Origin of the sequence: Hamadaea sp. NPDC051192, from assembly GCF_040682475.1 — a bacterium.
Taxonomy (GTDB): Bacteria; Actinomycetota; Actinomycetes; order Mycobacteriales; family Micromonosporaceae; genus Hamadaea; species Hamadaea flava.
On sequence record NZ_JBFBAZ010000026.1, the window covers coordinates 53692 to 73429 of the forward strand.

Below are 19738 nucleotides of genomic sequence, written 5' to 3' on the forward strand. Positions count from 1 at the left end.
CAGCAAAATTGCTGGCCAGGGGATAGCGCTAGGAAAAGGGCCGGAAACAAGGTCTTGACATCGACGGTAGTCGGGATGAAACCTCTCTCCAGAGAGCGCTCTCCTACCCCGTTCCGACTCCGTCCCCTGGAGATGTCATGAGACGTCTGCACGCCACAGCGGTGGCGGCCGCGGCAGCTCTGCTCGCGACCTGCTTCGCCGTCGTGCTCACCGGTTCGGCCAAGGCGGCCGACCCGCTGCTCTCCCAAGGCAAGCCCGTCACCGCCTCGTCCGCCGAGAACGCCGGCACTCCCGCGGCCAACGCCGTCGACGGGAACGCCGGAACCCGATGGTCGAGCGCCTTCAGCGATCCGCAGTGGATCCAGGTCGACCTGGGCGCCACCGCCACGGTCAGCCAGGTCGTCCTGCAGTGGGAGGCGGCGTACGCGACCGCGTTCCAGCTTCAGGTGTCGGCCGACGCCACCACCTGGACCACCGTCTACAGCACCTCCAGCGGCACGGGTGGCACCCAGACGCTGGCCGTCAGCGGCACCGGCCGCTACGTGCGGATGTACGGCACGGCGCGGGCGACCGCGTACGGGTATTCGCTGTGGGAGTTCCAGGTCTACGGCTCGACCGGCGCAACGAGCTGCGGCACGGCCAACGCCGCGCTCAACCGGCCCGCCACCGCCTCGTCCGCCGAGAACGCCGGCACGGCAGCTTCCGCCGCGGTCGACGGGAACACCGGAACCCGGTGGTCGAGCGCGTTCAGCGATCCGCAGTGGATCCAGGTCGACCTCGGCAGCGTGCAGACGATCTGCCAGGCGGTCCTGCAGTGGGAGGCGGCGTACGCGACCGCGTTCCAGCTTCAGGTGTCGACCGACGCCACCACCTGGACGAGCGTCTACAGCACCACGACCGGAACCGGCGGGACGCAGACGCTGGCCGTCAACGGCACCGGCCGCTACGTACGCCTCTACGGCACCGCCCGGGCCACCGGCTACGGGTACTCACTCTGGGAGTTCGTCATCCGTACCGGCACGACCACGAGCCCGACCCCCACCAGCCCGACTCCGACGCCGACCGGCCCGCAGCTGCCCGGCGGCGGTTCGCTCGGCCCGAATGTGAAGGTCTTCGACCCGAGCATGTCGGGTGCGACGATCCAGAGCCAGGTCGACACCGTCTTCGCCCAGATGGAGTCCAACCAGTTCGGCTCCCAGCGGTACGCCCTGCTGTTCAAGCCGGGCACGTACAGCGGATTCAACGCCCAGATCGGCTTCTACACCTCGATCGCCGGGCTCGGGCAGAACCCGGGCGACGTCCGCATCAACGGTGACGTCACCGTCGACGCGGGCTGGTTCGGCGGCAACGCCACGCAGAACTTCTGGCGGTCGGCCGAGAACTTCTCGATCTACCCGTCGGCCGGGTTCACCCGGTGGGCCGTGTCGCAGGCCGCCCCGTTCCGGCGGATCGACGTGCACGGCGACCTGAACCTGGCGCCCAACGGCTACGGCTGGGCCAGCGGCGGCTACATCGCCGACTCCCGGGTCAGCGGCCAGGTCGGCCCGTACTCGCAGCAGCAGTGGTACACCCGGGACAGCCAGATCGGCAGCTGGGGCAACGGCGTCTGGAACATGGTGTTCTCCGGAGTGCAGGGCGCGCCCGCGCAGGCCTTCCCGAACCCGCCCTACACGACCCTCGCGACGACTTCGGTAAGCCGGGAGAAGCCGTACCTCTACCTCGACGCGAGTGGGGCGTACCGGGTGTTCGTGCCGTCGCTGCGGACCAACGCGTCCGGCACCACCTGGGCGAACGGCTCGACGCCGGGCACCTCGATCCCGCTGACCCAGTTCTACGTTGCCCAGCCCACCGACTCGGCGGCCACCCTCAACCTGGCGCTGGCGCAGGGCCTCAACCTGCTCTTCACGCCCGGTGTCTACCACCTCAACCAGACCATCAACGTGACGCGGGCCGACACGGTCGTCCTCGGTCTCGGGTACGCCACCCTGATCCCCGACAACGGCGTGACCCCGATGACCGTGGCCGACGTGGACGGCGTGAAGATCGCCGGCCTGCTCTTCGACGCGGGCGCGGTCAACTCGCCCGTCCTCCTCCAGATCGGACCGACGGGGTCGAGCGCATCGCACACCGCCAACCCGATCTCGATCAACGACGTCTTCTTCCGGATCGGCGGCGCCGGCGCGGGGAAGGCCACCACCAGCCTCATCGTCAACAGCAACAACACCCTGATCGACCACATCTGGGCCTGGCGCGCCGACCACGGCACGGGCGTCGGCTGGACGGTGAACACCGCCGACACGGGCCTCATCGTCAACGGCAACAACGTCACCGCCCTCGGCCTGTTCGTCGAGCATTACCAGAAGTACGAGGTGATCTGGAACGGCAACGGCGGCAAGACGATCTTCTTCCAGAACGAGATGCCGTACGACCCGCCGAACCAGGCCGCTTGGCGAGCGGGCGGTTACGCGGCGTACAAGGTGGCCGACAGCGTCACCTCGCACGAGGGCTGGGGACTGGGCAGCTACTGCTACTTCAACGTGGACCCGACGATCGTCGCCGAGCACGGCTTCGAGGTGCCGGTCACCGCCAACGTGAAGTTCCACGACCTGCTCACCGTCTCACTCGGCGGTAACGGCACGATCGCGCACGTCATCAACTCCACGGGCGGACCCGCCCAGGGCACGGCCACCGTTCCGGTGAACATCGTCAGCTTCCCCTGACGGCGCCGCTCCCACGCGCCGCGCGGACCCGCCCAGTCCGCGCGGCGTACCCTCCTGAAAATGCGAAAAGCGAGCGGCGCGATGTTCGGGCTTGCCCTCGGCGACGCGCTGGGCAAGCCCACGGAGTTCCTGCGGTACGCGGAGATCACTGCCCGTTTCGGTCCAGGCGGTCCGGCCGAGCCGGCCGGCGATCCGGCCCTGGTGACGGACGATACGCAGATGACCCTCGCGGTGGCCGACGCGCTCCTGGCGGCGGCGGCCCTGGATGCGGCGACCCTGGAACCGTTGTGGCGCAAGAAGTTCATGGACTGGGCGGTGAGTCCGGAGAACAACCGCGCCCCCGGCATGACCTGCATGCGGGCGATCGGCCGGCTGGCCGAAGGGCAGCCGTGGATCGCGGCGACCGAGGCCGGGTCCAAGGGGTGCGGCGCCAACATGCGAGTCGCCCCGGTGGGCCTGGTGCCGCATGTGCCCGACGCGGACCGGGCGGGCATGGCGCAGTTGCAGGCGGCCCTGACGCATGGCCATCCGACGGCGCTCGCGGCCAGCGACCTGACGGCGTTCGCGGTGCACTGGCTGCGCGACGGGCTCGCACCGGTCAGCCTGTCGGCCGCACTGCGGCAGCGGTGCGCCGACCAGCGCAGCGTCTACCACGTCGACTGGCTCGGCGAGCTGTGGCAACGCCCGGGCGAGACGACGCCGGAGGAGTTCATCGCCCGCGGCTGGGACGAGTGCGCTGCCATTCTGGACCGGCTTGAAGCGGCGCTCGTCGTGCCGGATCGCGACGCCGATCCGTGTCTGGCCACCGGTGAGGGCTGGATCGCCGAGGAGGCGCTGGCGACCGGCCTGCTCTGCTTCCTCCTGTACGCCGACGACCCGGTCGCGGCGCTGCGGCGGGGTGCGGTGACCGCCGGGGACTCCGACTCGATCGCCAGCCTGGCCGGCGCATTCGCCGGAGCCGCGTACGGACTGGCCGCCTGGCCCTCCGATTGGGTGAGCCGCATCGAGTACGCCGCCGAACTCGACCGCATCGGCCGAGCCTGGGACTGAAAGTCCCCACCGCCCGGCGTCGTACGCGCCGGTGCTCGTTCGACGTATAGGTGACAGCGTTCGTTCGACGGGTAGGTGACGGTGCTCGTTCGACGCGTAGGCGACGGTGTTCGTTCGACATGTAGGCGAGGAAGGGAGATCGAGATGCGAGTCATGGTGATCATCAAGTCCGATGAGAATGCCGAAGCGGGGGTGCTGCCCGGCGACGAGGTCGTCGGTTCGATGATCAAATACAACGAGGAGCTGATCAAGGCGGGCGTGATGCTCGCCGGTGAGGGCCTGCACCCGAGCGTCAAAGGCGCCCGGGTCACCTTCAAGGCCGGCAAGGCGACGGTCGTCGACGGCCCGTTCGCCGAGGCCAAGGAGCTGATCGCGGGCTTCTGGCTGTGGCAGGTCAAGTCGATGGACGAGGCCGTCGAGTGGGTCAAGCGGATGCCGGCGTCCCAGGGCACCTCGGACGACCAGGTCGCGGAGATCGAGATCCGGCAGGTCTTCGAGAACGAGGAGTTCGACGGGCAGATCAGCCCGGAGCTCCAGGAGCAGGACGCCCGGCAGCGTAGCGGCTTGCAGTAACGGCGGCAGGGCTGCTCTCATTGGGCGGTGTCGGCAGCGCAACGGGCGGTGGACGCCGTCTGGCGGATCGAGTCCGCCCGGATCATCGCCGGACTGGCCCGTGTCGTCCGCGACGTCGGCCTGGCCGAGGAACTCGCCCAGGATGCGGTGGTCGCCGCCCTCGAACAGTGGCCGGAGTCAGGCGTACCGGATAATCCGGGCGCCTGGCTCATGCTGATCGCCAAGCGGCGCGCGGTCGACCATCTGCGGCGGCAGGAGACGCTGACACGCAAGGTCGCCGAACTGGGCCGCGACCTCGAAGACCACACCGAGTCGTTCGAGGCGGAAGTGGACGCCGCGCTCGACGACGACATCGGCGACAACCTGCTCAGCCTGGTCTTCACCGCCTGCCATCCGGTGCTCTCCCCCGAAGCCCGGGTCGCCCTCACGCTGCGCCTGCTCGGCGGGCTCACCACCGACGAGATCGCGCGGGCGTACCTGGTGCCGGAGACGACCGTGGCCCAACGCATCACCCGGGCCAAGAAGACACTGGCGCAGAAGGAGATCCCGTTCGAGGCGCCACGGGGCGCGGAACTCTCCGAACGCCTGCCCTCAGTCCTCGAAGTCGTCTACGCCATCTTCAACGAGGGCTACGCCGCGACCACCGGAAAGAACTGGATACGCCCGACGCTGTGCGAGGAAGCGCTGCGTCTGGGCCGCATCCTCGCCGAACTCGTCTCGGGCGAACCCGAGGTCCACGGCCTGGTGTCGCTGATGGAGATCCAAGCCTCGCGCCTGCGCGCCCGCGTCGGCCGCGACGGCCGGCCCGTGCTGCTGCTCGACCAGAACCGCACGCTCTGGGACCGCATCCTGATCCGGCGTGGGCTCATCGCCCTCGACCGCGCCTTCGCGATCGGCGAACCGGTCGGCCCGTACACCCTCCAGGCCTCGATCGCCGCCTGCCACGCCCGCGCCGCCACCGCCGAGGACACCGACTGGGCGCAGATGGTGCGGCTCTACGAACTGCTCGGCGAACTCACCCCGTCCCCAGTGGTCGAACTCAACCGGGCGGTCGCGGTCGGCATGGCGTCCGGCCCCGAAGCCGCGCTCAAACTGGTCGACGCGCTCGCCGACGAACCCGCGCTGTCGGCGTACCACTTGTTGCCGAGCGTTCGGGGCGACCTGCTGGCGAAGCTCGGCCGCACAGCCGAAGCCCGCGCCGAGTTCGAGCGCGCCGCGACGCTGACCCGCAACGAGTCCGAGCGTGTCCTGCTGCTTGAACGGGCACACTCCCTTCCTTGACCAGTCCGCGACGCGCAGTGCCATACTCGCGCTCATGGGAACCTGGGACGCCGGACCATACGACAACGACGACGCCTCCGACTGGCTGGAAGACCTCTTCGAAGCCGACCCGGCGGAGTGGTCGGACATCATCGCCGAAACCCTGACGGCGGTCGTCGACTGGGACGACTACCTCGAATACCCGGAAGCCGCCGAAGCCGTGGCAGCCGCCGCGGTCGTCGCCTCCCAGCAACCCGGCATGACGGCGTACGCCCCGGAGATGTTCGCCGACGACGAGGAACTGGACTTCCCGGAGTCGCTCCGCGACCTCGCCGTACGCGCCTTGGACCGGGTCGTCGGCGACGAGTCCGAATGGCGTGAGATGTGGGACGGCAACGGAGACGAAGCCTTCGACGTCGTACGCGAACTCCGCGCCGCCCTCGCCGGCTAGCTTTCGTCCCCTCCGGCCAGCCGGTAGTAGGAGTCGACGGCGGGCTGGCCGGTGTAGTTGGGCCCGGCCTCGTCGTCGGCGCCCTGATACTCGTACGGCAGCTCGACCGCGACCGGCCCCGCACAGCCGATCAACTTCCGGCGAGCGTCATAGGTCAAGCCGCAGCCACGCAGCGCGCGGGCCACCCCAGGCACCCCCTTGACGCTCGCCAGATCGAGATTCGCGGCGAACCGGCCACCCGGCGCCAGCCAGCCCACCGCCCGCCGCAGTACGCCCAGCTTGTCGCCGACGTAGTGCAGCCCATGCACACAAGTGATCAGATCGAACGCGCCGTCGGGCTGCCACTCGTGCAACGACGCGACCGTCAGACGCAGATTCGACCGCCCCGGCGGCACCGGGTCGAAGAAGTCCACCAGATCCACCCCGACGATCCGGCCGGCGAACCCCGCCGACGCCTCGATCAGCGCCCGGCCCCGGCCACAGCACAGATCCAGCCACGACGAGCCGCCCGTCGACGCCAGGTACGCCACCGGGTCGAACCCGAGATCCCGCGTATAGCTGTTCACCCCGGCCAGGCCACGTTCCCGGTTCATCGCGTTGTTGGCGACCACCGACGACGCCTCCAGCGCGGCCGCGTCCAGCAGCCGGCTCACAGCTCCGCCGCCGACCAGCCGGCCCGCGAAGCGCCCGCGAGACGCTCGGCCGTCACCAGCACCTCGACCGGATCGGCGCCCTCACCCAGGATTACGCCGTCGGGGGTGCTTTCGGCGTACAAGCGGATCTCGAAGATCTCGCCGACGGACTCGATCCCGACCCACGAGCCGGCGGCGACGCCCTGCTGGATGGGGACCCCGCGCCGCAACGCGCCCACAGCCTCGCCCGGCGTCATCGCTTCGCCACCCAGTAGACCTGCTTGTGCCCCCGAGCCTCCAACTCGGCCGCCTGCGCCTCGGCAGCCTCGCGCGTGGCGTGGCGCGCGACCTCGTAACGGTTGCCGTTGTCGTCCTGACGCCACACGACCCAGATCGTCTCGTCGGCCATGCCGCAATCTAAGCCGACCCGCGCACCCCGCGCCGTCGTCTTTCCGCCCATGATCAGACCGCAGGCCCGTCAGGGAATGAGGCGCCGGGCTTCGTCAGCGAAGGTTGTGGCACCAGTGTTCTCCAGCGCCGTCAGCAAGCCGTGCAAAAAGTGGTGGGCTCAAGACTCGGTGCAGTTCCGCGAGGATCTGAGGTGACCAATGTGGCCGATACAAGTCCGCAGCCGCGAGCCTGAGCAGGCTGTCACGGAGATACATCGGGAAGAGGACGCACGTGTCGAGGAGGACCGAGAGCGTCATCTCCGGTCACCGGGTCCGCTTCGGGCCGGTGGTGTTGCGGTAACCGTCAGCTTCCTCAGACGCCTCGATCAACTCGTCCAATGCGGCCTCACGCGCGGATCGGCGGGCCTCCTGGAAAGCAAGGACGTCCCGGAGTAGTACGCGCCGATGGCGGCCAGGCTGCTCGAAGGGAATGAGACCGTCGTCAAGCATCTTGACGAGCGTCGGTCGAGATACCCCCAGAAGGTCGGCCGCCTCCTGCGTCGTCAGACGCTGATTGTGCGGCGCGATCGTGACCGCCTGACCACGAGCCATCGCCTGGACGACTTCGCGAAGCACCTCGTAAACCGGAGTCGGCAGCCGGAGGCGTACGCCGTCGGGTCCCACGAGCTCCGCGGGCCGATCGGAGTCGAGCCGGCGAAGCATGTCCACCAGTTCGTCCAACGGTTCCGCCGGTGGCAGCACGGTCAGGTCGGGTACGGCGATCGTCATTCTGCTAGCTTAGCTCAATTCGAAAGAAACGAAAGCCGGATGCTCTGCACGCGTTTGCTCGGCCTGGCAGGATCGGGACGTGCGCTATGAGGTGGAGACGTACTCGCCGTCGAGTTCATCTGGCGCGCCCAGTAGCTGACCTGCGGCGCAATTGCTGGAGACGGATCGCACCATGATCAGGGTCATTTTCGCGTCGCTATGGCGACATGGAAATGACCCTGATCATGCAGTTCCGCTGAGTTGGGGTTGGCGAGCGCGAATCTCTGCGGTCGGCGCCCTGCCACGAGGTGGCGGTGAGGTGCGACGGACGAGTCGGCCTGTACGCCGGATTTTGTGCCGCCCTCCGAGGAGGGCGCGGCGGCCATCCATCTCGGCGCACCGTCGCCGGTGCGCTCCAGCGGCCTACCCGCAGGCTTGGGCGGGCAGCCCTCGAACGCCTGCGCAGGACCCGGAGGTCCCTCTTGGCCTTGCTCCGGGTGGGGTTTACCGAGCCACCCCGGTCACCCGGGGTGCTGGTGGGCTCTTACCCCACCGTTTCACCCTTACCCGATCTCCGATGGAGTCGGGCGGTCTGTTTTCTGTGGCACTTTCCCGCGGGTCGCCCCGGGTTGCCGTTAACAACCACCCTGCCCTGTGGAGTCCGGACGTTCCTCGGCATCACCGCGGGCCCGCAGTGATAACGCGACCGCCCGGCCGACTCGTCCGTCGTACGACAAGGATACTGATCAGGCTCGCGCGGAGTCGATCAGGGACCCTCGGACACGACACACCGGCCGATCAAGACGGTAAGTTCATGATCGCGCGATAAGCAAGAGAGCGGGGGCCTGGGGAGGCGTAGGTGCAGGCGCATCAGGTTGCGGTGTTGCTGGCGGCCGGGTTCGGCGCGGGTGCGGTCAACGCCGCGGCGGGCGGTGGTTCGCTCATCAGTTTCCCGGCGCTGATCGCGACCGGTTTGCCGCCGAAAATCGCGAACGTCACGAATTCTGTGGCGGTCTGTCCGGGCTATCTCGCGAGCGTCGCGGGGAGCTGGCGGGACGTCGGCGGGGAACGGCGTACGTTGGTGCGCCTGCTCCCGACGATCGCGCTCGGCACGGCCACCGGCTGCGCGCTGCTGCTCGTCACGTCGGCGGAGGCGTTCGAGCGGGTGGTTCCGTTTCTGGTGCTCGCGGCGGCCGCCGTGCTCGCGTTCCAGGATCGGCTCAAGGCCCTGGTGGGTCATCCCCATCAGATGAGTACGCGGAAACGAGCGTTCGCGCTGCACGGACTGGTCGGGCTGGGGTGTGTGTACGGCGGGTACTTCGGGGCGGCGCTCGGCGTGATGCTGGTGGCGGTGTTGGGGCTGCTCGTCTCGGGGTCGCTGCGGCAGATCACGGCGATGAAGAACGTGGTCTCCGCCGCCGAGGGGCTCGTGACGATCGCGTACTTCGCGGTCTTCGCGGATGTCGAGTGGACCGCGGTCGCCCTCCTCGCCCCGGCGACGATCGCGGGCGGGTACGCCGGAGCGCGGATCGCCCGCCGGATTCCGCAGCGGATTCTGCGCGCGGGCATCGTCGCGTACGCCGTTCTCATCGCGGTCGTGTTGTTCGTGCGCGCCTTCTAAGGCCGCTGCGATCTACCATCGTCGAAGGAGAAGGGCGGTGCCATGTCTACTTCGGCCTCCGATCGCGACCACCTGATCGCCGCTTCGTTGAGTCTCGTCGCCATCGCCGGCCTGCATCTGGACGGGTGGGCGCATGCGAACCGGCCCGGCCTGGAGACCTTCTTCACGCCGTGGCACGCCGTGCTCTATTCCGGCTTCGTGCTCAGCGCGGCCTGGCTCATCCTGCTCGGGGTACGCCTCGGCGGTCGCTCCGCCGGCGCGGTGGCCTGGTGGCGTGCGCTGCCTAAGGCGTACAAGTCGGGGATCGTGGGGGTGGCGATCTTCGCGGCCGGTGGCGCGGGCGACATGCTGTGGCACACGCTTTTCGGCGTGGAGACGGGCGTGGACGCGCTCCTGAGCCCGACGCATCTGGTCCTGCTCGTGGGCGGGATGCTGGTGTTCTCGGCGCCGGCGGTGGCCGCGGCGCGCGACTTCACGGGGCGGTGGCCGGGTGTCGCCGCGATCGCCTTGTCCACCGCGTCGATCGCGGGGGCAGGCGCCTTCTTCCTGAGTTATCTGGAGGTGTTCCAGTGGCCGCGGGCGTCGCAGCTCTACGTCCCGAACGGGGCGAACGAGGGCAGCGCGGTGCTCGGGTTCGGCGGGTATCTCGCGAACACCGCCGCGATCGTCGTGGCGATTCTCCTCCTGCGCCGGTTCCTGGCGCGCCCGCCGCTCGGCGTGCTGACGGCGGTGACCGCGGTGGTGGCGATCGGCGGCGCGGCGTTCACCGAATTCGCCTATCCGGAGCCGATCGTGGGCGCGATCCTCGGCGCGGTGGTGGCCGACGTCGCGCTCGCCGTCCTGCCGTGGCCCTGGGACCGCTGGCTCGTGCTGGGCGCGCTCGCTCCGCTCGCGATCTGGAGCGGGCAGCTGATCGGCGTCGAGGTGGGTGTAGGCATCGGCTGGACCGTGGAACTGTGGGCCGGAGTCGTCGCGCTCTGTAGTCTCGCGGGGCTGAGTCTGGCGTTGCTCACCCGCCCGCGTGACGTTTCGGCGGCGCGTCGGGACGAGCCCGCCACGACCGAGGCCACCCTCGTCGGGTGATGCCTCTTTCGGCCTCCCTTGTCGACGGCCGAAGGCTGATTCCGTGCTGCCGCAGTGCTTTTCGCCGCGTACGCCGAATGGTGTGAGTGGTCATTCGACTGTCCGTCCATCATCGCCGGAGAAAAGAATTCTCCGATTTTTCGCTGAAATACGCACTCATGGCCGAATTGCGATGCATAGTGACGTTGAGCAACAGCGGCAAAAGTGCCGAGGTTGCACAAACGTCCGCAGCGGGCGAAGGGCCTGTCGGACGCATCCGTAAGGAGGAGAGATGGCCGAAGCTAGGAAGGCCACCCGACCGGCGGCGAAGAAGACCACCGCCAAGAAGACGGCGGCCAAGGCGCCGGCCGGCCGCGCCGCAGCGGTCAAGAAGTCCGCTGCGAAGAAGACCACCGCCGCCAAGAAGGCGACGGCGAAGAAGACCACCGCGGCCGCCGCGAAGAAGGCGACGGCGAAGAAGACCACCGCCAAGAAGACGGTGGCCGCGAAGAAGACCACGGCGAAGCGTGTGACCGCGGCCGTGAAGAAGTCGACGCGCCCGGCGGCGAAGAAGACGACCGCCGCGAAGAAGGCGGCGGCTAAGAAGACCACGCGTCCGGCGGCGAAGAAGACGACGGCCGCGAAGAAGACCACCGCCGCCAAGAAGGCGACGGCGAAGAAGACGACCGCGGCGGCGAAGAAGACCACCGCGGCCAAGAAGACCACCGCCAAGCGGACCACGGCGGCGGCGAAGAAGACGACCGCGGCCAAGAAGGCCACGGCGAAGAAGACGACGGCCGCGAAGAAGACCACGCGTCCGGCGGCGAAGAAGACGACCGCGGCGAAGAAGACGACGCGTCCGGCGGCCAAGAAGACCACGGCCAAGAAGACGGCGGCGAAGAAGACGACCGCGAAGCGGACGACCTCGCGTATGCGCTGACGTCCGTCGGGCCGCCGGATGCACGGCCGGCGGCCCGAAGCATGTCTCGACCCGCGTCGGGTGCACGGCACTGGTAGGAATGTGCCGTGGTCACCCGACGCGTTTTCGCCTCCGCCATCGACTTCGGGCCGCTGCGCGGGGAGCTTCACCTGCCGGACTCGTTCCCGGCTCCGGCCCAGGCCGAGGCGCAGGCCGCCGCGGCCGCGCCCAGACTCCCCGCGCTCGACCGGACCGACGTCGAGTTCGTCACCCTCGACCCGCCCGGTTCGCGGGACCTCGATCAGGCGGTCTGCCTGCGGCGCCGCGGTTCCGGTTTTCAGGTGTCGTACGCCATCGCCGACGTCCTGAGCGCGGTGCCCATCGGGGGCGCCCTGGAAGCCGAGACCTGGAAACGGGGGCAGACCGTGTATCTGCCCGACGGCAATGTGCCGCTGCATCCCGTCGTGCTGAGCGAGGGCGCGGCCAGCCTCCTGCCCGAGCAGGTACGGGCCGCCGTCGTGTGGACGATCGACCTCGACTCCAGCGGCGTCACCGAGGGCGTACGCGTCGAGCGAGCCCGGGTCCGGAGCCGTGCGAAGCTGGCGTACGCGAATGTGCAGCGCGAGGTGGACAAGGGGAACCTGCCCGAGCCGATCGCCCTGCTGCCCGAGATCGGCCGGCTGCTCGTCGAGCAGGGACTCCAGCGCGGGGCGATCAACCTGCCGATGCCCGAGCAGGACGTCGTGGTGTCGAAGTCGGGATTCCGGCTCGAGCTGCGCCCGCCGCTCGTGGTGGAGGAGTGGAACGCGCAGATCTCGCTGCTCACCGGCATGGCGGCGGCCCAGCTGATGCTCAAGGGCGGGATCGGGCTGCTGCGGACGATGCCCTATCCGACGCCGGAGGCGCTGGCCAAACTGCGTACGGCCGCGGCCGGGCTCGGGATCGACTGGCCCGACGGGATCAGCGTCGGCCGGGTCCTCGCCGGACTCGACCCGAAGAACCCCCGGGCGGCCGCGTTCGTCGACCAGACCGCCGAGACGCTGCGCGGCGCGGGCTACACCGCGTTCGACGGCGTACGCCCGGAGCAGACCGACCACGGCGGCGTCGCCGGGGCGTACGCCCACGTGACGGCCCCGCTGCGCCGCCTGGCCGACCGGTACGCCACCGAGGCCGCCCTGGCGATCTTCGAGAACCGGGCCGTGCCGGACGACATCCGGGCGGCCCTGCCGAAGCTGCCCGAGGTGATGGCCGAGACGGGGCGGGTCGCGTCCGCCGCCGACCGGGGTGCGATCGACCTGGCCGAGGCGCTGCTGCTCAAGGACCGGGTGGGCGAGGTCTTCGAGGCGGCCGTGGTCGACGACGACCAGATCGCGCTCGACGACCCGCCCGTACGCGCCCGCTGCACCGGGGAGCTGACGCCAGGCGAGCGCGTACGCGTTCGGCTCACCGACGCCGACCCGGTCAAGCGGCTGGTCCGCTTCGCCGCCGCCGCCTGACAGCGGCTCCCGTTTCTTTCGCAGCGCCCTTTCGCTGCGGATCACGGTTACGCATGCCATCGCGGGCTCCGGAGGCAGGCGTAACCGTGATCCGCACGTTTCCCCGCCGAAGCCGGGCGAGGGGGAGCGTGGGGCGGAGTGATGTGGGCGGGAATCTCTGGAGTGGAGGAGATACCCGCCGGTAGGGTCGGACGCATGGCTCTCGACGCGATCTCTCTCCCCGACGTCTCCGGTCTGACGGTCGGCATCCTCGGCGGCACCGGCGACCAGGGTCGCGGGCTGGCGTACCGGCTCGCCCGGGCGGGCCAGCGCATCGTGATCGGCTCCCGGTCGGCGGAGCGGGCGAACGCGTCCGCCGCGGAGATCCGCGAGCTGGCGGGCGGGTCGGCGGACGTGACGGGCGCCGACAACGCGGCGGTCGCGGCCGGCTCCGACGTCGTGATCGTGGCCGTGCCGTGGGACGGCCACGGCGACCTGCTGACCTCGCTGCGCGAGCCGCTGGCCGGCAAGCTCGTCGTGGACTGCGTCAACCCGCTCGGCTTCGACAAGCAGGGGCCGTACGCGCTGCGCGTACCGGAGGGGAGTGCGGCCGAGCAGGCGGCGGGACTGCTGCCGGACTCGACCGTCTGCGCCGCCTTCCACCACGTGAGCGCCTCGTTGCTGGCCGACCCCGAGGTCGACGCGATGCAGCTCGACGTCCTGGTGCTGGGCGAGGACCGGGAGAAGGTCGCCGTCGTGCAGGCGCTGGCGAATCGCATTCCCGGCATGCGCGGGGTGTACGCCGGCCGCCTCCGGAATGCGCATCAGGTCGAGGCGTTCACCGCCAATCTGATCGCCATCAACAAGCGCTACAAGTCGCACGCGGGAATTCGCGTCACCGACGTCTGAACCGACGTGTGAGAAAGGCGGCCGTCCTTCCGGCGGTCGCCTTTCGCTACCAGTGCGATTAGAAAGTGTGTTCGGACGCGGGGAACACTCCGCCCCGGACGTCCTCGGCGTACTGGCGGACCGCGTCGGTGAGAACGGTGTTCAGGTCGGCGTACCGCTTGACGAAGCGCGGTGCCGGCCCGGTCCGCAGCCCGGCCATGTCCTGCCAGACCAGCACCTGGCCGTCGCAGTCGGGCCCGGCGCCGATCCCGATCGTGGGGATGTCCAGCTCATGGGTGACCTGCTTGGCGACCTCGCCCGGGACCATCTCCAGGACGACGGAGAAGGCTCCCGCCTCGGCGACGGCGCGGGCGTCGGCCAGGATCTGCTCAGCCGCCGCACCCCGGCCCTGTACGCGATAGCCGCCGAGGACGTGCTCGCTTTGCGGGGTGAACCCGATGTGGGCCATGACCGGTACGCCGGCCTGCGTGAGCGCCTCGATCGCGGCGGCGCTGCGCCGGCCGCCTTCGAGCTTGACGGCGTGGCAGCCGCCCTCCTTGAGGAACCGTACGCCCGTACGCAGCGCCTGGGTGGGGCCTTCCTCGTAGGAGCCGAACGGCAGGTCGCCGACGACGAGGGCGCGCTTGGTGGCCCGCGTCACCGCGCGGACCAGGGGGAGCAGTTCGTCGACGGTCACGGGCAGCGTGGTCTCGTAGCCGAAGACGTTGTTGGCGGCCGAGTCGCCGACCAGCAGGACGGGGATCCCGGCGGTGTCGAACAGGGCGGCGGTGTACTGGTCGTAGGAGGTGAGCATGGCCCACTTCTCCCCGCGTTCCTTCGCCAGCAGCAGGTCGCGAGTGCGTACGCGCTTGGTGGCCGGCCCGCCGTAGAGCGACGGGATTTCTGACTGGGACATCGGCGTCTCCATAGGTGTGTCTCGAGGCCGCGAGGTGCGGTCCCCGGATGAGGTGATCGTCCCACTTTGCCCAGCGCCGCGGTTAACCTTCGTGCAACATCTCACAGGCCATCCGCCCGTCTGCTACGCGGCGGGTCAGGCCCAACGGCCCCGCGAACGACAGGCCGGGGGCGCGTGGAAAGATTGACGGGATATCCGATCCGATTCCCAGGGGGTTGGCCCGACCGTGGCTCAGTTCATCTACGTGCTGGAGAAGGCGCGCAAGGCGCACGGTGACAAGGTCGTGCTCGACAACGTCACGCTGAACTTCCTGCCCGGGGCCAAGATCGGTGTCGTCGGCCCGAACGGCGCCGGTAAGTCGAGCCTGCTCAAGATCATGGCCGGGCTGGACATGCCGAGCAACGGCGAGGCTCGCCTCATGCCCGGCTACACGGTCGGCATGGTGGCTCAGGAGCCCCGGCTCGACGAGTCCAAGACCGTCCTGGAGAACATCGAGCTGGCGGTGGCCGACACCAAGTCCAAGCTCGCCCGGTTCAACGAGATCGCCGAGCTGATGGCGACCGACTACTCCGACGAGCTGATGGCCGAGATGGGCCAGCTGCAGGAGGAGCTGGACCACGCCGACGCCTGGGACCTGGACTCCAAGCTGGAGCAGGCGATGGACGCGCTGCGCTGCCCGCCGGCCGACGCCCCGGTCGGCCCGCTGTCCGGTGGTGAGAAGCGCCGGGTCGCGCTCTGCAAGCTGCTGCTGGAGGCGCCCGACCTGCTGCTGCTCGACGAGCCCACCAACCACCTCGACGCCGAGAGCGTGAACTGGCTGGAGCAGCACCTCGCGAAGTACCCGGGCACGGTCATCGCGATCACCCACGACCGGTACTTCCTGGACAACGTCGCGCAGTGGATCCTCGAGCTGGACCGCGGCCGCACCTACCCCTACGAGGGCAACTACTCCACCTACCTGGAGAAGAAGGCGGCCCGGCTCGCGGTGGAGGGCCGCAAGGACGCCAAGATGAAGCGACGGCTCGAGAACGAGCTGGAGTGGGTCCGGTCCAACGCGAAGGCCCGCCAGACCAAGTCCCGGGCCCGGCTCGACCGGTACGAGGAGATGGCGGCCGAGGCGGAGAAGACCCGCAAGCTCGACTTCGAGGAGATCCAGATCCCGCCGGGCCCCCGTCTGGGCAACACGGTCATCGAGGCCAAGGACCTGGTCAAGGGGTTCGGCGACCGGGTGCTCATCGACGGGCTGTCGTTCTCCCTGCCGCGTAACGGCATCGTCGGCATCATCGGCCCGAACGGCGTCGGCAAGACCACGCTCTTCAAGACGATCGTCGGCATCGAGAAGCCGGACGACGGTTCGGTGAAGGTCGGCGAGACGGTGTCGCTGTCCTACGTGGACCAGAACCGGGCCGGGCTGGAGGGCACCAAGACGGTCTGGGAGGTCGTCTCGGACGGACTCGACCACCTGATGGTCGGCAAGGTCGAGATGCCCTCGCGGGCGTACGTCGCCGCGTTCGGCTTCAAGGGCCCGGACCAGCAGAAGCCGGTCAACGTCCTGTCGGGTGGCGAGCGGAACCGGCTCAACCTGGCGCTGACGCTGAAGATCGGCGGCAACGTCCTGCTGCTCGACGAGCCCACCAACGACCTCGACGTCGAGACCCTCTCCAGCCTGGAGAACGCGCTGCTGGACTTCCCCGGCTGCGCCGTCGTCATCTCCCACGACCGGATGTTCCTCGACCGGGTCGCCACGCACATCCTCGCCTGGGAGGGCGACGACGAGGACGAGGCGCAGTGGTTCTGGTTCGAGGGCAACTTCGACGCGTACGAGAAGAACAAGGTCGATCGGCTCGGCGTCGAGGCGGCTCGCCCGCACCGGGTCACGCACCGCAAGCTCACCCGGGACTGACTTGTCCGAGTACGAATCTGGCGGCTCACGCAAGCGTTCCCCGGCACGCTTCGTCTACCACGTCAGCCTGCGCTGGTCCGACCTGGACGCCTACGGGCACGTCAACAACGCGCGGTTCCTCACGCTGTATGAGGAGGCGCGGGTCGCGATGATGTTCGTGGGCGCCCGGTCGGCCGGGCTGTCCACATTCGAGGAAGGCGTCGTGGTCTCCCGGCACGAGGTGGACTACCTCCGGCCGGTGGACTACGGCGATCCGGTCCGGATCGAGATGTGGATCGACGAACTGCGGCCGTCCCGGTTCACCGTCTGCTACGAGCTGTTCGACGGCGACGTGCTGGCCAGCCGGGCGCGCTCGATCCTGGTCCCGTTCGACCTGGACAAGGGCCGCCCGCGCCGGCTCTCCGATCCCGAGCAGGAGTTCCTGCGGCCATGGATCTCCGCTTCCTAGCCCGGCTCGCCCGGTTCGACCCGCAAGCTCTGGTCCGTGTCCGGCCGGCCGGGCCCAACCAGGTCGCGCTGTGGGGCATGCTGCCGTGGGGCGTACTGGTCACGCGGACCATTCCTGGTTTCACCTCGGCGGACCGCACCTTCGCGGTGGCTGAGCTGCTCGCCGGGGCCGCGCATCCGCGCGTGCGCGACAGCGAGTGGCGGTGGCCGCTCCCGTCGGCGGCCGCCGAATCCGTCGAGGTCCTTCCCGCCCAAGTGGTACGCGATATCGCCCGAGCCGCGGCGGAGACCCTGCGCCAGGCGTCCACCGGTGGCGTCGGCGGCCAAGCGGTGGGCTCCCGGCGACTGCGCGACGCGTTGCTCGATCATGTCGCCGTGACGGTCACCGTCGACGTCGCGGACTGGTCCGGGCGGCCGATCGAGATACCGCAACGGCTCGTGCAGGCCGTCACGCGGATGGGGCTGCTCGACGCTGATGACGTAGATCCGGCGACTCGTGACGTGACCGCGACTGTCGACGGGGTCGACGTGCTGGTGGCCGGTCCGTGGATCGGGTTGTCCACACCGGCCGGTGTCGCCTGGTATCGGCCGTCCGCGCCGACGCTACGCCCCTTGTAGAGGCTGTCGCGATTTCGCTGCGCCCCTCGCCAGCCCTTACGCGACTACGTTGCACCATCGGCCATTCGGCCCATCATCGCTGAACCGAACGGATCGTGGATGCGGTTGGGGGGCTGCCAGAAGTCGTACTTCCAGGTAACGTTCAGCCTCGGGATCACACGCAAGGTAACCGTTCGGATCCATAGAGGAGCGCGAGCAATGCCGTGGTGGTCAGTTGCGTCATGGTTTACACCAAGTCGTTCGTTGCGCCATCACACGGGGGATCACGAGTCGTCGCTGCGGGCTGCCGCGTGCGAGGATCTCGGCCGGAACGCGTTCGCCGTCCCGGACGACCTGTCCACACTGGACCTCGGTCCGGCGCCCGGCGCCGTCTCTCCGGTCACGCTTTCCCGGATCGCGACCGCGTTAAACCTCCTCGATGTCCGATATCTCTCCGACGGCTTCGGCAACCTCCTCGCGATGTGGGAGCGGCACGCGCTGCTGTACACAATGGAGGGTCCCGATGACGAGATCCTGGTCATCCGGGCCAGACCGCACGCCACCGTCCCGCTCGACTTCGCCGACCGGGCGTACCGGGCGGTCAACGAGTGGAACCACGTCAACCGGTTCGCCAAGGCGTACGTGGGGGATCCGACCGACGGCGGGCAGCTGCCCATCTACGCCGAGACGCAGGTTCCGTTGAACGCCGGGGCGCACGACGCCCTGCTGGTCGAACTGGTCGAGTGCGGAGCGTCGGTGGCCACCGAGTTCGTCGACTGGCTGCACTCGGAAGCCGCCCTCATCTAGCGCGTCGGAAATAGCCCGATGCGGCCGTGGTATTCGCGGCCGAGCTGGTCGGTGTCCGACCCGACGAGCAGGCCCTGCTTGCATACGACGAACGCGCGGAGTCCCTCGCCGCGGCTGCGCGTGGGGTTCCACGACATCGCCTTGCCCGAGTCGGGATCGATCGCGGCGACGCCCGGCCGGCTGACCGCCCCGAACCCGGCGTCCTCGTGCCCGTAGGGGTTGTCCAGCCAGCGCTGATGCCCGCCCACGTAGATCGCGGTGCCGGTGATCGCGACGGCGTACAGCGAATCGCCGCCGGTGTGGTTGACCCAGGTCGGCTCGCGGTCGCCGGAGGCGTACGTCTCGAACCGGGCGGCGGTGTCGCACAGCAGATCGGGAGCTGACATCCGGCCGGTCGTCACGATGACGAAGTACTCGCCGTCGGGGGAGAAGTCGACGTCGCGCATATACGTGTCGAACTGCCGCCGGCAGCGGGGGTTGTACGCGTCGGTGCTCCAGTCGGCCAACCGCACCGCCGGCCGCGAGATGTCCAGCAGCGCCACCTGTACGCGTTTCTGCCCGAGCGCCTGGGTCAGCGCGCCGATGACGGCCAGCCGGTCGCCGGCCGGACTGATCGCCAGGCCCTCGACCTTCGCCCGGCCGATCTCGGGCGCGCGCAGCTTCGCGTCGAACGACCGGTCCAGCGCACCCGTACGCGCGTCGATCCGGGCCAGCGCCGTCCGGGCGACGTCGTCGGCATAGTCGAACCACCCGCCCACGTACGCCCACCCGCCTCGCACGGCGATCGCGCGTACGTCGCCGGCGACCCAGGCGTCGAAGCCGGCCGACGGCCGCCCGGTGGCGAGGTCGAGCCGGGCCAGACCGGGGTTCGTGACCCCGTTCACCTTGTCGAAGGCACCGCCGACCAGGACGCTGTTGTCCGGCCCGGGAGCCAGCGCCCACACCGGTCCGTCCAGATCGGCCTGAAACGGCAGTACGCGCCCGTTGGTGAGGCTGAACGCCATGAGGTTCCCGCGCTCGTAGCCGGTCCCCCCGTCGGCGCTGCCGACCTCGCTGAACTCACCGCCGACCACGGCGACGTCGCCGACGACGGTCATCGCGTGCACCGCGCCGTCGCGGATGTGCGGCGTCCAGTCGACCGGGTTGGTCGCCACGACCGGCTGGTAGTCCGCGCCCTCGGCGGGCGAGAAGCTCGAACCGGTCAACAACGTCAGAAGTGCGGCGAAAGCGAGGAAAAGCCGACGTCTCATGCACCGTTAA

Annotated in this window: 21 protein-coding genes and 1 other RNA gene; 14 read left to right on the forward strand and 8 right to left on the reverse strand. The window is 69.4% G+C overall.

The window, feature by feature from the left end; genetic code table 11:
* Positions 1-137 precede the first annotated feature (137 nt).
* The 5 genes from AB0M47_RS14110 to AB0M47_RS14130 all read left to right on the forward strand — a co-directional run bounded on the left by AB0M47_RS14110 (position 138) and on the right by AB0M47_RS14130 (position 6054).
* Positions 138-2720 (forward strand): discoidin domain-containing protein, encoded by a 2583-nt coding sequence (locus AB0M47_RS14110; protein WP_363412776.1) that lies wholly within the window; start codon positions 138-140, stop codon positions 2718-2720.
* Between the two features lie 60 nt (positions 2721-2780).
* Entirely contained in the window at positions 2781-3770 is a 990-nt protein-coding gene (locus AB0M47_RS14115; RefSeq protein WP_363412778.1) for an ADP-ribosylglycohydrolase family protein, read from the forward strand.
* Between the two features lie 144 nt (positions 3771-3914).
* On the forward strand, positions 3915-4343 hold the full coding sequence (locus tag AB0M47_RS14120; RefSeq protein WP_253760977.1) for a YciI family protein: 429 nt from the start codon (positions 3915-3917) through the stop codon (positions 4341-4343).
* 27 nt (positions 4344-4370) lie between these two features.
* Positions 4371-5624, forward strand: a complete 1254-nt coding sequence (locus tag AB0M47_RS14125; protein ID WP_363412780.1) for an RNA polymerase sigma factor — start codon at positions 4371-4373, stop codon at positions 5622-5624.
* Between the two features lie 34 nt (positions 5625-5658).
* Entirely contained in the window at positions 5659-6054 is a 396-nt protein-coding gene (locus AB0M47_RS14130) for a DUF4259 domain-containing protein (RefSeq protein ID WP_363412782.1), read from the forward strand.
* Here AB0M47_RS14130 and AB0M47_RS14135 read toward each other — a convergent pair.
* From AB0M47_RS14135 to rnpB, 6 genes are all read right to left on the reverse strand, one after another.
* Entirely contained in the window at positions 6051-6707 is a 657-nt protein-coding gene (locus AB0M47_RS14135) for a class I SAM-dependent methyltransferase (protein WP_363412784.1), read from the reverse strand. The two genes, AB0M47_RS14130 and AB0M47_RS14135, sit on opposite strands and share 4 nt — an antisense overlap.
* The gene (locus AB0M47_RS14140) at positions 6704-6943 is read right to left on the reverse strand and encodes a hypothetical protein (RefSeq protein WP_363412786.1); all 240 of its coding nucleotides are present in this window, start codon (positions 6941-6943) and stop codon (positions 6704-6706) included. Before AB0M47_RS14140 ends, AB0M47_RS14135 begins: the two co-directional genes overlap by 4 nt.
* On the reverse strand, positions 6940-7146 hold the full coding sequence (locus AB0M47_RS14145) for a hypothetical protein (RefSeq protein WP_363412788.1): 207 nt from the start codon (positions 7144-7146) through the stop codon (positions 6940-6942). The genes AB0M47_RS14140 and AB0M47_RS14145 overlap by 4 nt, the downstream gene beginning before the upstream one ends.
* A gap of 43 nt (positions 7147-7189) precedes the next feature.
* A complete protein-coding gene (locus AB0M47_RS14150) occupies positions 7190-7393 on the reverse strand; it encodes a PIN domain-containing protein (protein ID WP_363412790.1) in 204 nt (67 codons plus the stop codon).
* Positions 7394-7399: 6 nt separating this feature from the next.
* Positions 7400-7864: a helix-turn-helix domain-containing protein gene (locus tag AB0M47_RS14155; RefSeq protein WP_363412792.1), complete on the reverse strand. Its 465-nt coding sequence runs from the start codon at positions 7862-7864 to the stop codon at positions 7400-7402.
* 304 nt (positions 7865-8168) lie between these two features.
* An RNA gene (gene rnpB, locus AB0M47_RS14160) (RNase P RNA component class A) lies at positions 8169-8565 on the reverse strand.
* A 137-nt stretch (positions 8566-8702) separates the two neighbouring features.
* Between rnpB and AB0M47_RS14165 the strand changes: the two genes are divergently transcribed.
* From AB0M47_RS14165 to npdG, 5 genes are all read left to right on the forward strand, one after another.
* Positions 8703-9464, forward strand: a complete 762-nt coding sequence (locus AB0M47_RS14165) for a sulfite exporter TauE/SafE family protein (RefSeq protein ID WP_363412794.1) — start codon at positions 8703-8705, stop codon at positions 9462-9464.
* A gap of 42 nt (positions 9465-9506) precedes the next feature.
* Positions 9507-10547 carry a hypothetical protein gene (locus AB0M47_RS14170; protein WP_363412796.1) on the forward strand — a complete coding sequence of 347 codons (1041 nt, stop codon included), beginning with the start codon at positions 9507-9509 and terminating at the stop codon, positions 10545-10547.
* A 271-nt stretch (positions 10548-10818) separates the two neighbouring features.
* Complete coding sequence (locus AB0M47_RS14175; RefSeq protein ID WP_363412798.1) at positions 10819-11466, forward strand: hypothetical protein; 648 nt, start codon at positions 10819-10821, stop codon at positions 11464-11466.
* 86 nt (positions 11467-11552) lie between these two features.
* Positions 11553-12941: an RNB domain-containing ribonuclease gene (locus AB0M47_RS14180; RefSeq protein ID WP_363412800.1), complete on the forward strand. Its 1389-nt coding sequence runs from the start codon at positions 11553-11555 to the stop codon at positions 12939-12941.
* Positions 12942-13136: 195 nt separating this feature from the next.
* On the forward strand, positions 13137-13829 hold the full coding sequence (gene npdG / locus AB0M47_RS14185) for an NADPH-dependent F420 reductase (RefSeq protein WP_253760995.1): 693 nt from the start codon (positions 13137-13139) through the stop codon (positions 13827-13829).
* A gap of 58 nt (positions 13830-13887) precedes the next feature.
* On the opposite strand, the gene panB is transcribed toward npdG, so the two are convergent.
* Positions 13888-14724, reverse strand: coding sequence for a 3-methyl-2-oxobutanoate hydroxymethyltransferase (gene panB, locus AB0M47_RS14190; RefSeq protein ID WP_363412802.1), 837 nt, complete (start codon positions 14722-14724; stop codon positions 13888-13890).
* 226 nt (positions 14725-14950) lie between these two features.
* Between panB and ettA the strand changes: the two genes are divergently transcribed.
* From ettA to AB0M47_RS14210, 4 genes are all read left to right on the forward strand, one after another.
* Entirely contained in the window at positions 14951-16627 is a 1677-nt protein-coding gene (gene ettA, locus AB0M47_RS14195; RefSeq protein ID WP_363412804.1) for an energy-dependent translational throttle protein EttA, read from the forward strand.
* A 1-nt stretch (position 16628) separates the two neighbouring features.
* Positions 16629-17075 (forward strand): thioesterase family protein, encoded by a 447-nt coding sequence (locus tag AB0M47_RS14200; protein WP_253760998.1) that lies wholly within the window; start codon positions 16629-16631, stop codon positions 17073-17075.
* Positions 17057-17692: a hypothetical protein gene (locus AB0M47_RS14205; protein WP_363412806.1), complete on the forward strand. Its 636-nt coding sequence runs from the start codon at positions 17057-17059 to the stop codon at positions 17690-17692. Before AB0M47_RS14200 ends, AB0M47_RS14205 begins: the two co-directional genes overlap by 19 nt.
* Before the next feature lie 333 nt (positions 17693-18025).
* Positions 18026-18478 carry a YbjN domain-containing protein gene (locus tag AB0M47_RS14210; protein WP_253763852.1) on the forward strand — a complete coding sequence of 151 codons (453 nt, stop codon included), beginning with the start codon at positions 18026-18028 and terminating at the stop codon, positions 18476-18478.
* On the opposite strand, the gene AB0M47_RS14215 is transcribed toward AB0M47_RS14210, so the two are convergent.
* A complete protein-coding gene (locus AB0M47_RS14215; protein WP_363412808.1) occupies positions 18475-19728 on the reverse strand; it encodes a delta-60 repeat domain-containing protein in 1254 nt (417 codons plus the stop codon). The genes AB0M47_RS14210 and AB0M47_RS14215 overlap by 4 nt on opposite strands.
* Between the last annotated feature and the right edge of the window lie 10 nt (positions 19729-19738).

What these genes read in the sequence shown, in the direction of transcription:
- AB0M47_RS14155 (WP_363412792.1), bottom strand. Translation starts at nt 7,864, where the DNA reads ATGACGATCGCCGTACCCGACCTGACCGTGCTGCCACCGGCGGAACCG.
- AB0M47_RS14175 (WP_363412798.1), top strand. Translation starts at nt 10,819, where the DNA reads ATGGCCGAAGCTAGGAAGGCCACCCGACCGGCGGCGAAGAAGACCACC.
- AB0M47_RS14170 (WP_363412796.1), top strand. Translation starts at nt 9,507, where the DNA reads ATGTCTACTTCGGCCTCCGATCGCGACCACCTGATCGCCGCTTCGTTG.
- AB0M47_RS14120 (WP_253760977.1), top strand. Translation starts at nt 3,915, where the DNA reads ATGCGAGTCATGGTGATCATCAAGTCCGATGAGAATGCCGAAGCGGGG.
- AB0M47_RS14115 (WP_363412778.1), top strand. Translation starts at nt 2,781, where the DNA reads ATGCGAAAAGCGAGCGGCGCGATGTTCGGGCTTGCCCTCGGCGACGCG.
- panB (WP_363412802.1), bottom strand. Translation starts at nt 14,724, where the DNA reads ATGTCCCAGTCAGAAATCCCGTCGCTCTACGGCGGGCCGGCCACCAAG.
- AB0M47_RS14140 (WP_363412786.1), bottom strand. Translation starts at nt 6,943, where the DNA reads ATGACGCCGGGCGAGGCTGTGGGCGCGTTGCGGCGCGGGGTCCCCATC.
- AB0M47_RS14110 (WP_363412776.1), top strand. Translation starts at nt 138, where the DNA reads ATGAGACGTCTGCACGCCACAGCGGTGGCGGCCGCGGCAGCTCTGCTC.
- AB0M47_RS14130 (WP_363412782.1), top strand. Translation starts at nt 5,659, where the DNA reads ATGGGAACCTGGGACGCCGGACCATACGACAACGACGACGCCTCCGAC.
- AB0M47_RS14145 (WP_363412788.1), bottom strand. Translation starts at nt 7,146, where the DNA reads ATGGGCGGAAAGACGACGGCGCGGGGTGCGCGGGTCGGCTTAGATTGC.
- AB0M47_RS14150 (WP_363412790.1), bottom strand. Translation starts at nt 7,393, where the DNA reads ATGACGCTCTCGGTCCTCCTCGACACGTGCGTCCTCTTCCCGATGTAT.
- AB0M47_RS14205 (WP_363412806.1), top strand. Translation starts at nt 17,057, where the DNA reads ATGGATCTCCGCTTCCTAGCCCGGCTCGCCCGGTTCGACCCGCAAGCT.
- AB0M47_RS14215 (WP_363412808.1), bottom strand. Translation starts at nt 19,728, where the DNA reads ATGAGACGTCGGCTTTTCCTCGCTTTCGCCGCACTTCTGACGTTGTTG.
- npdG (WP_253760995.1), top strand. Translation starts at nt 13,137, where the DNA reads ATGGCTCTCGACGCGATCTCTCTCCCCGACGTCTCCGGTCTGACGGTC.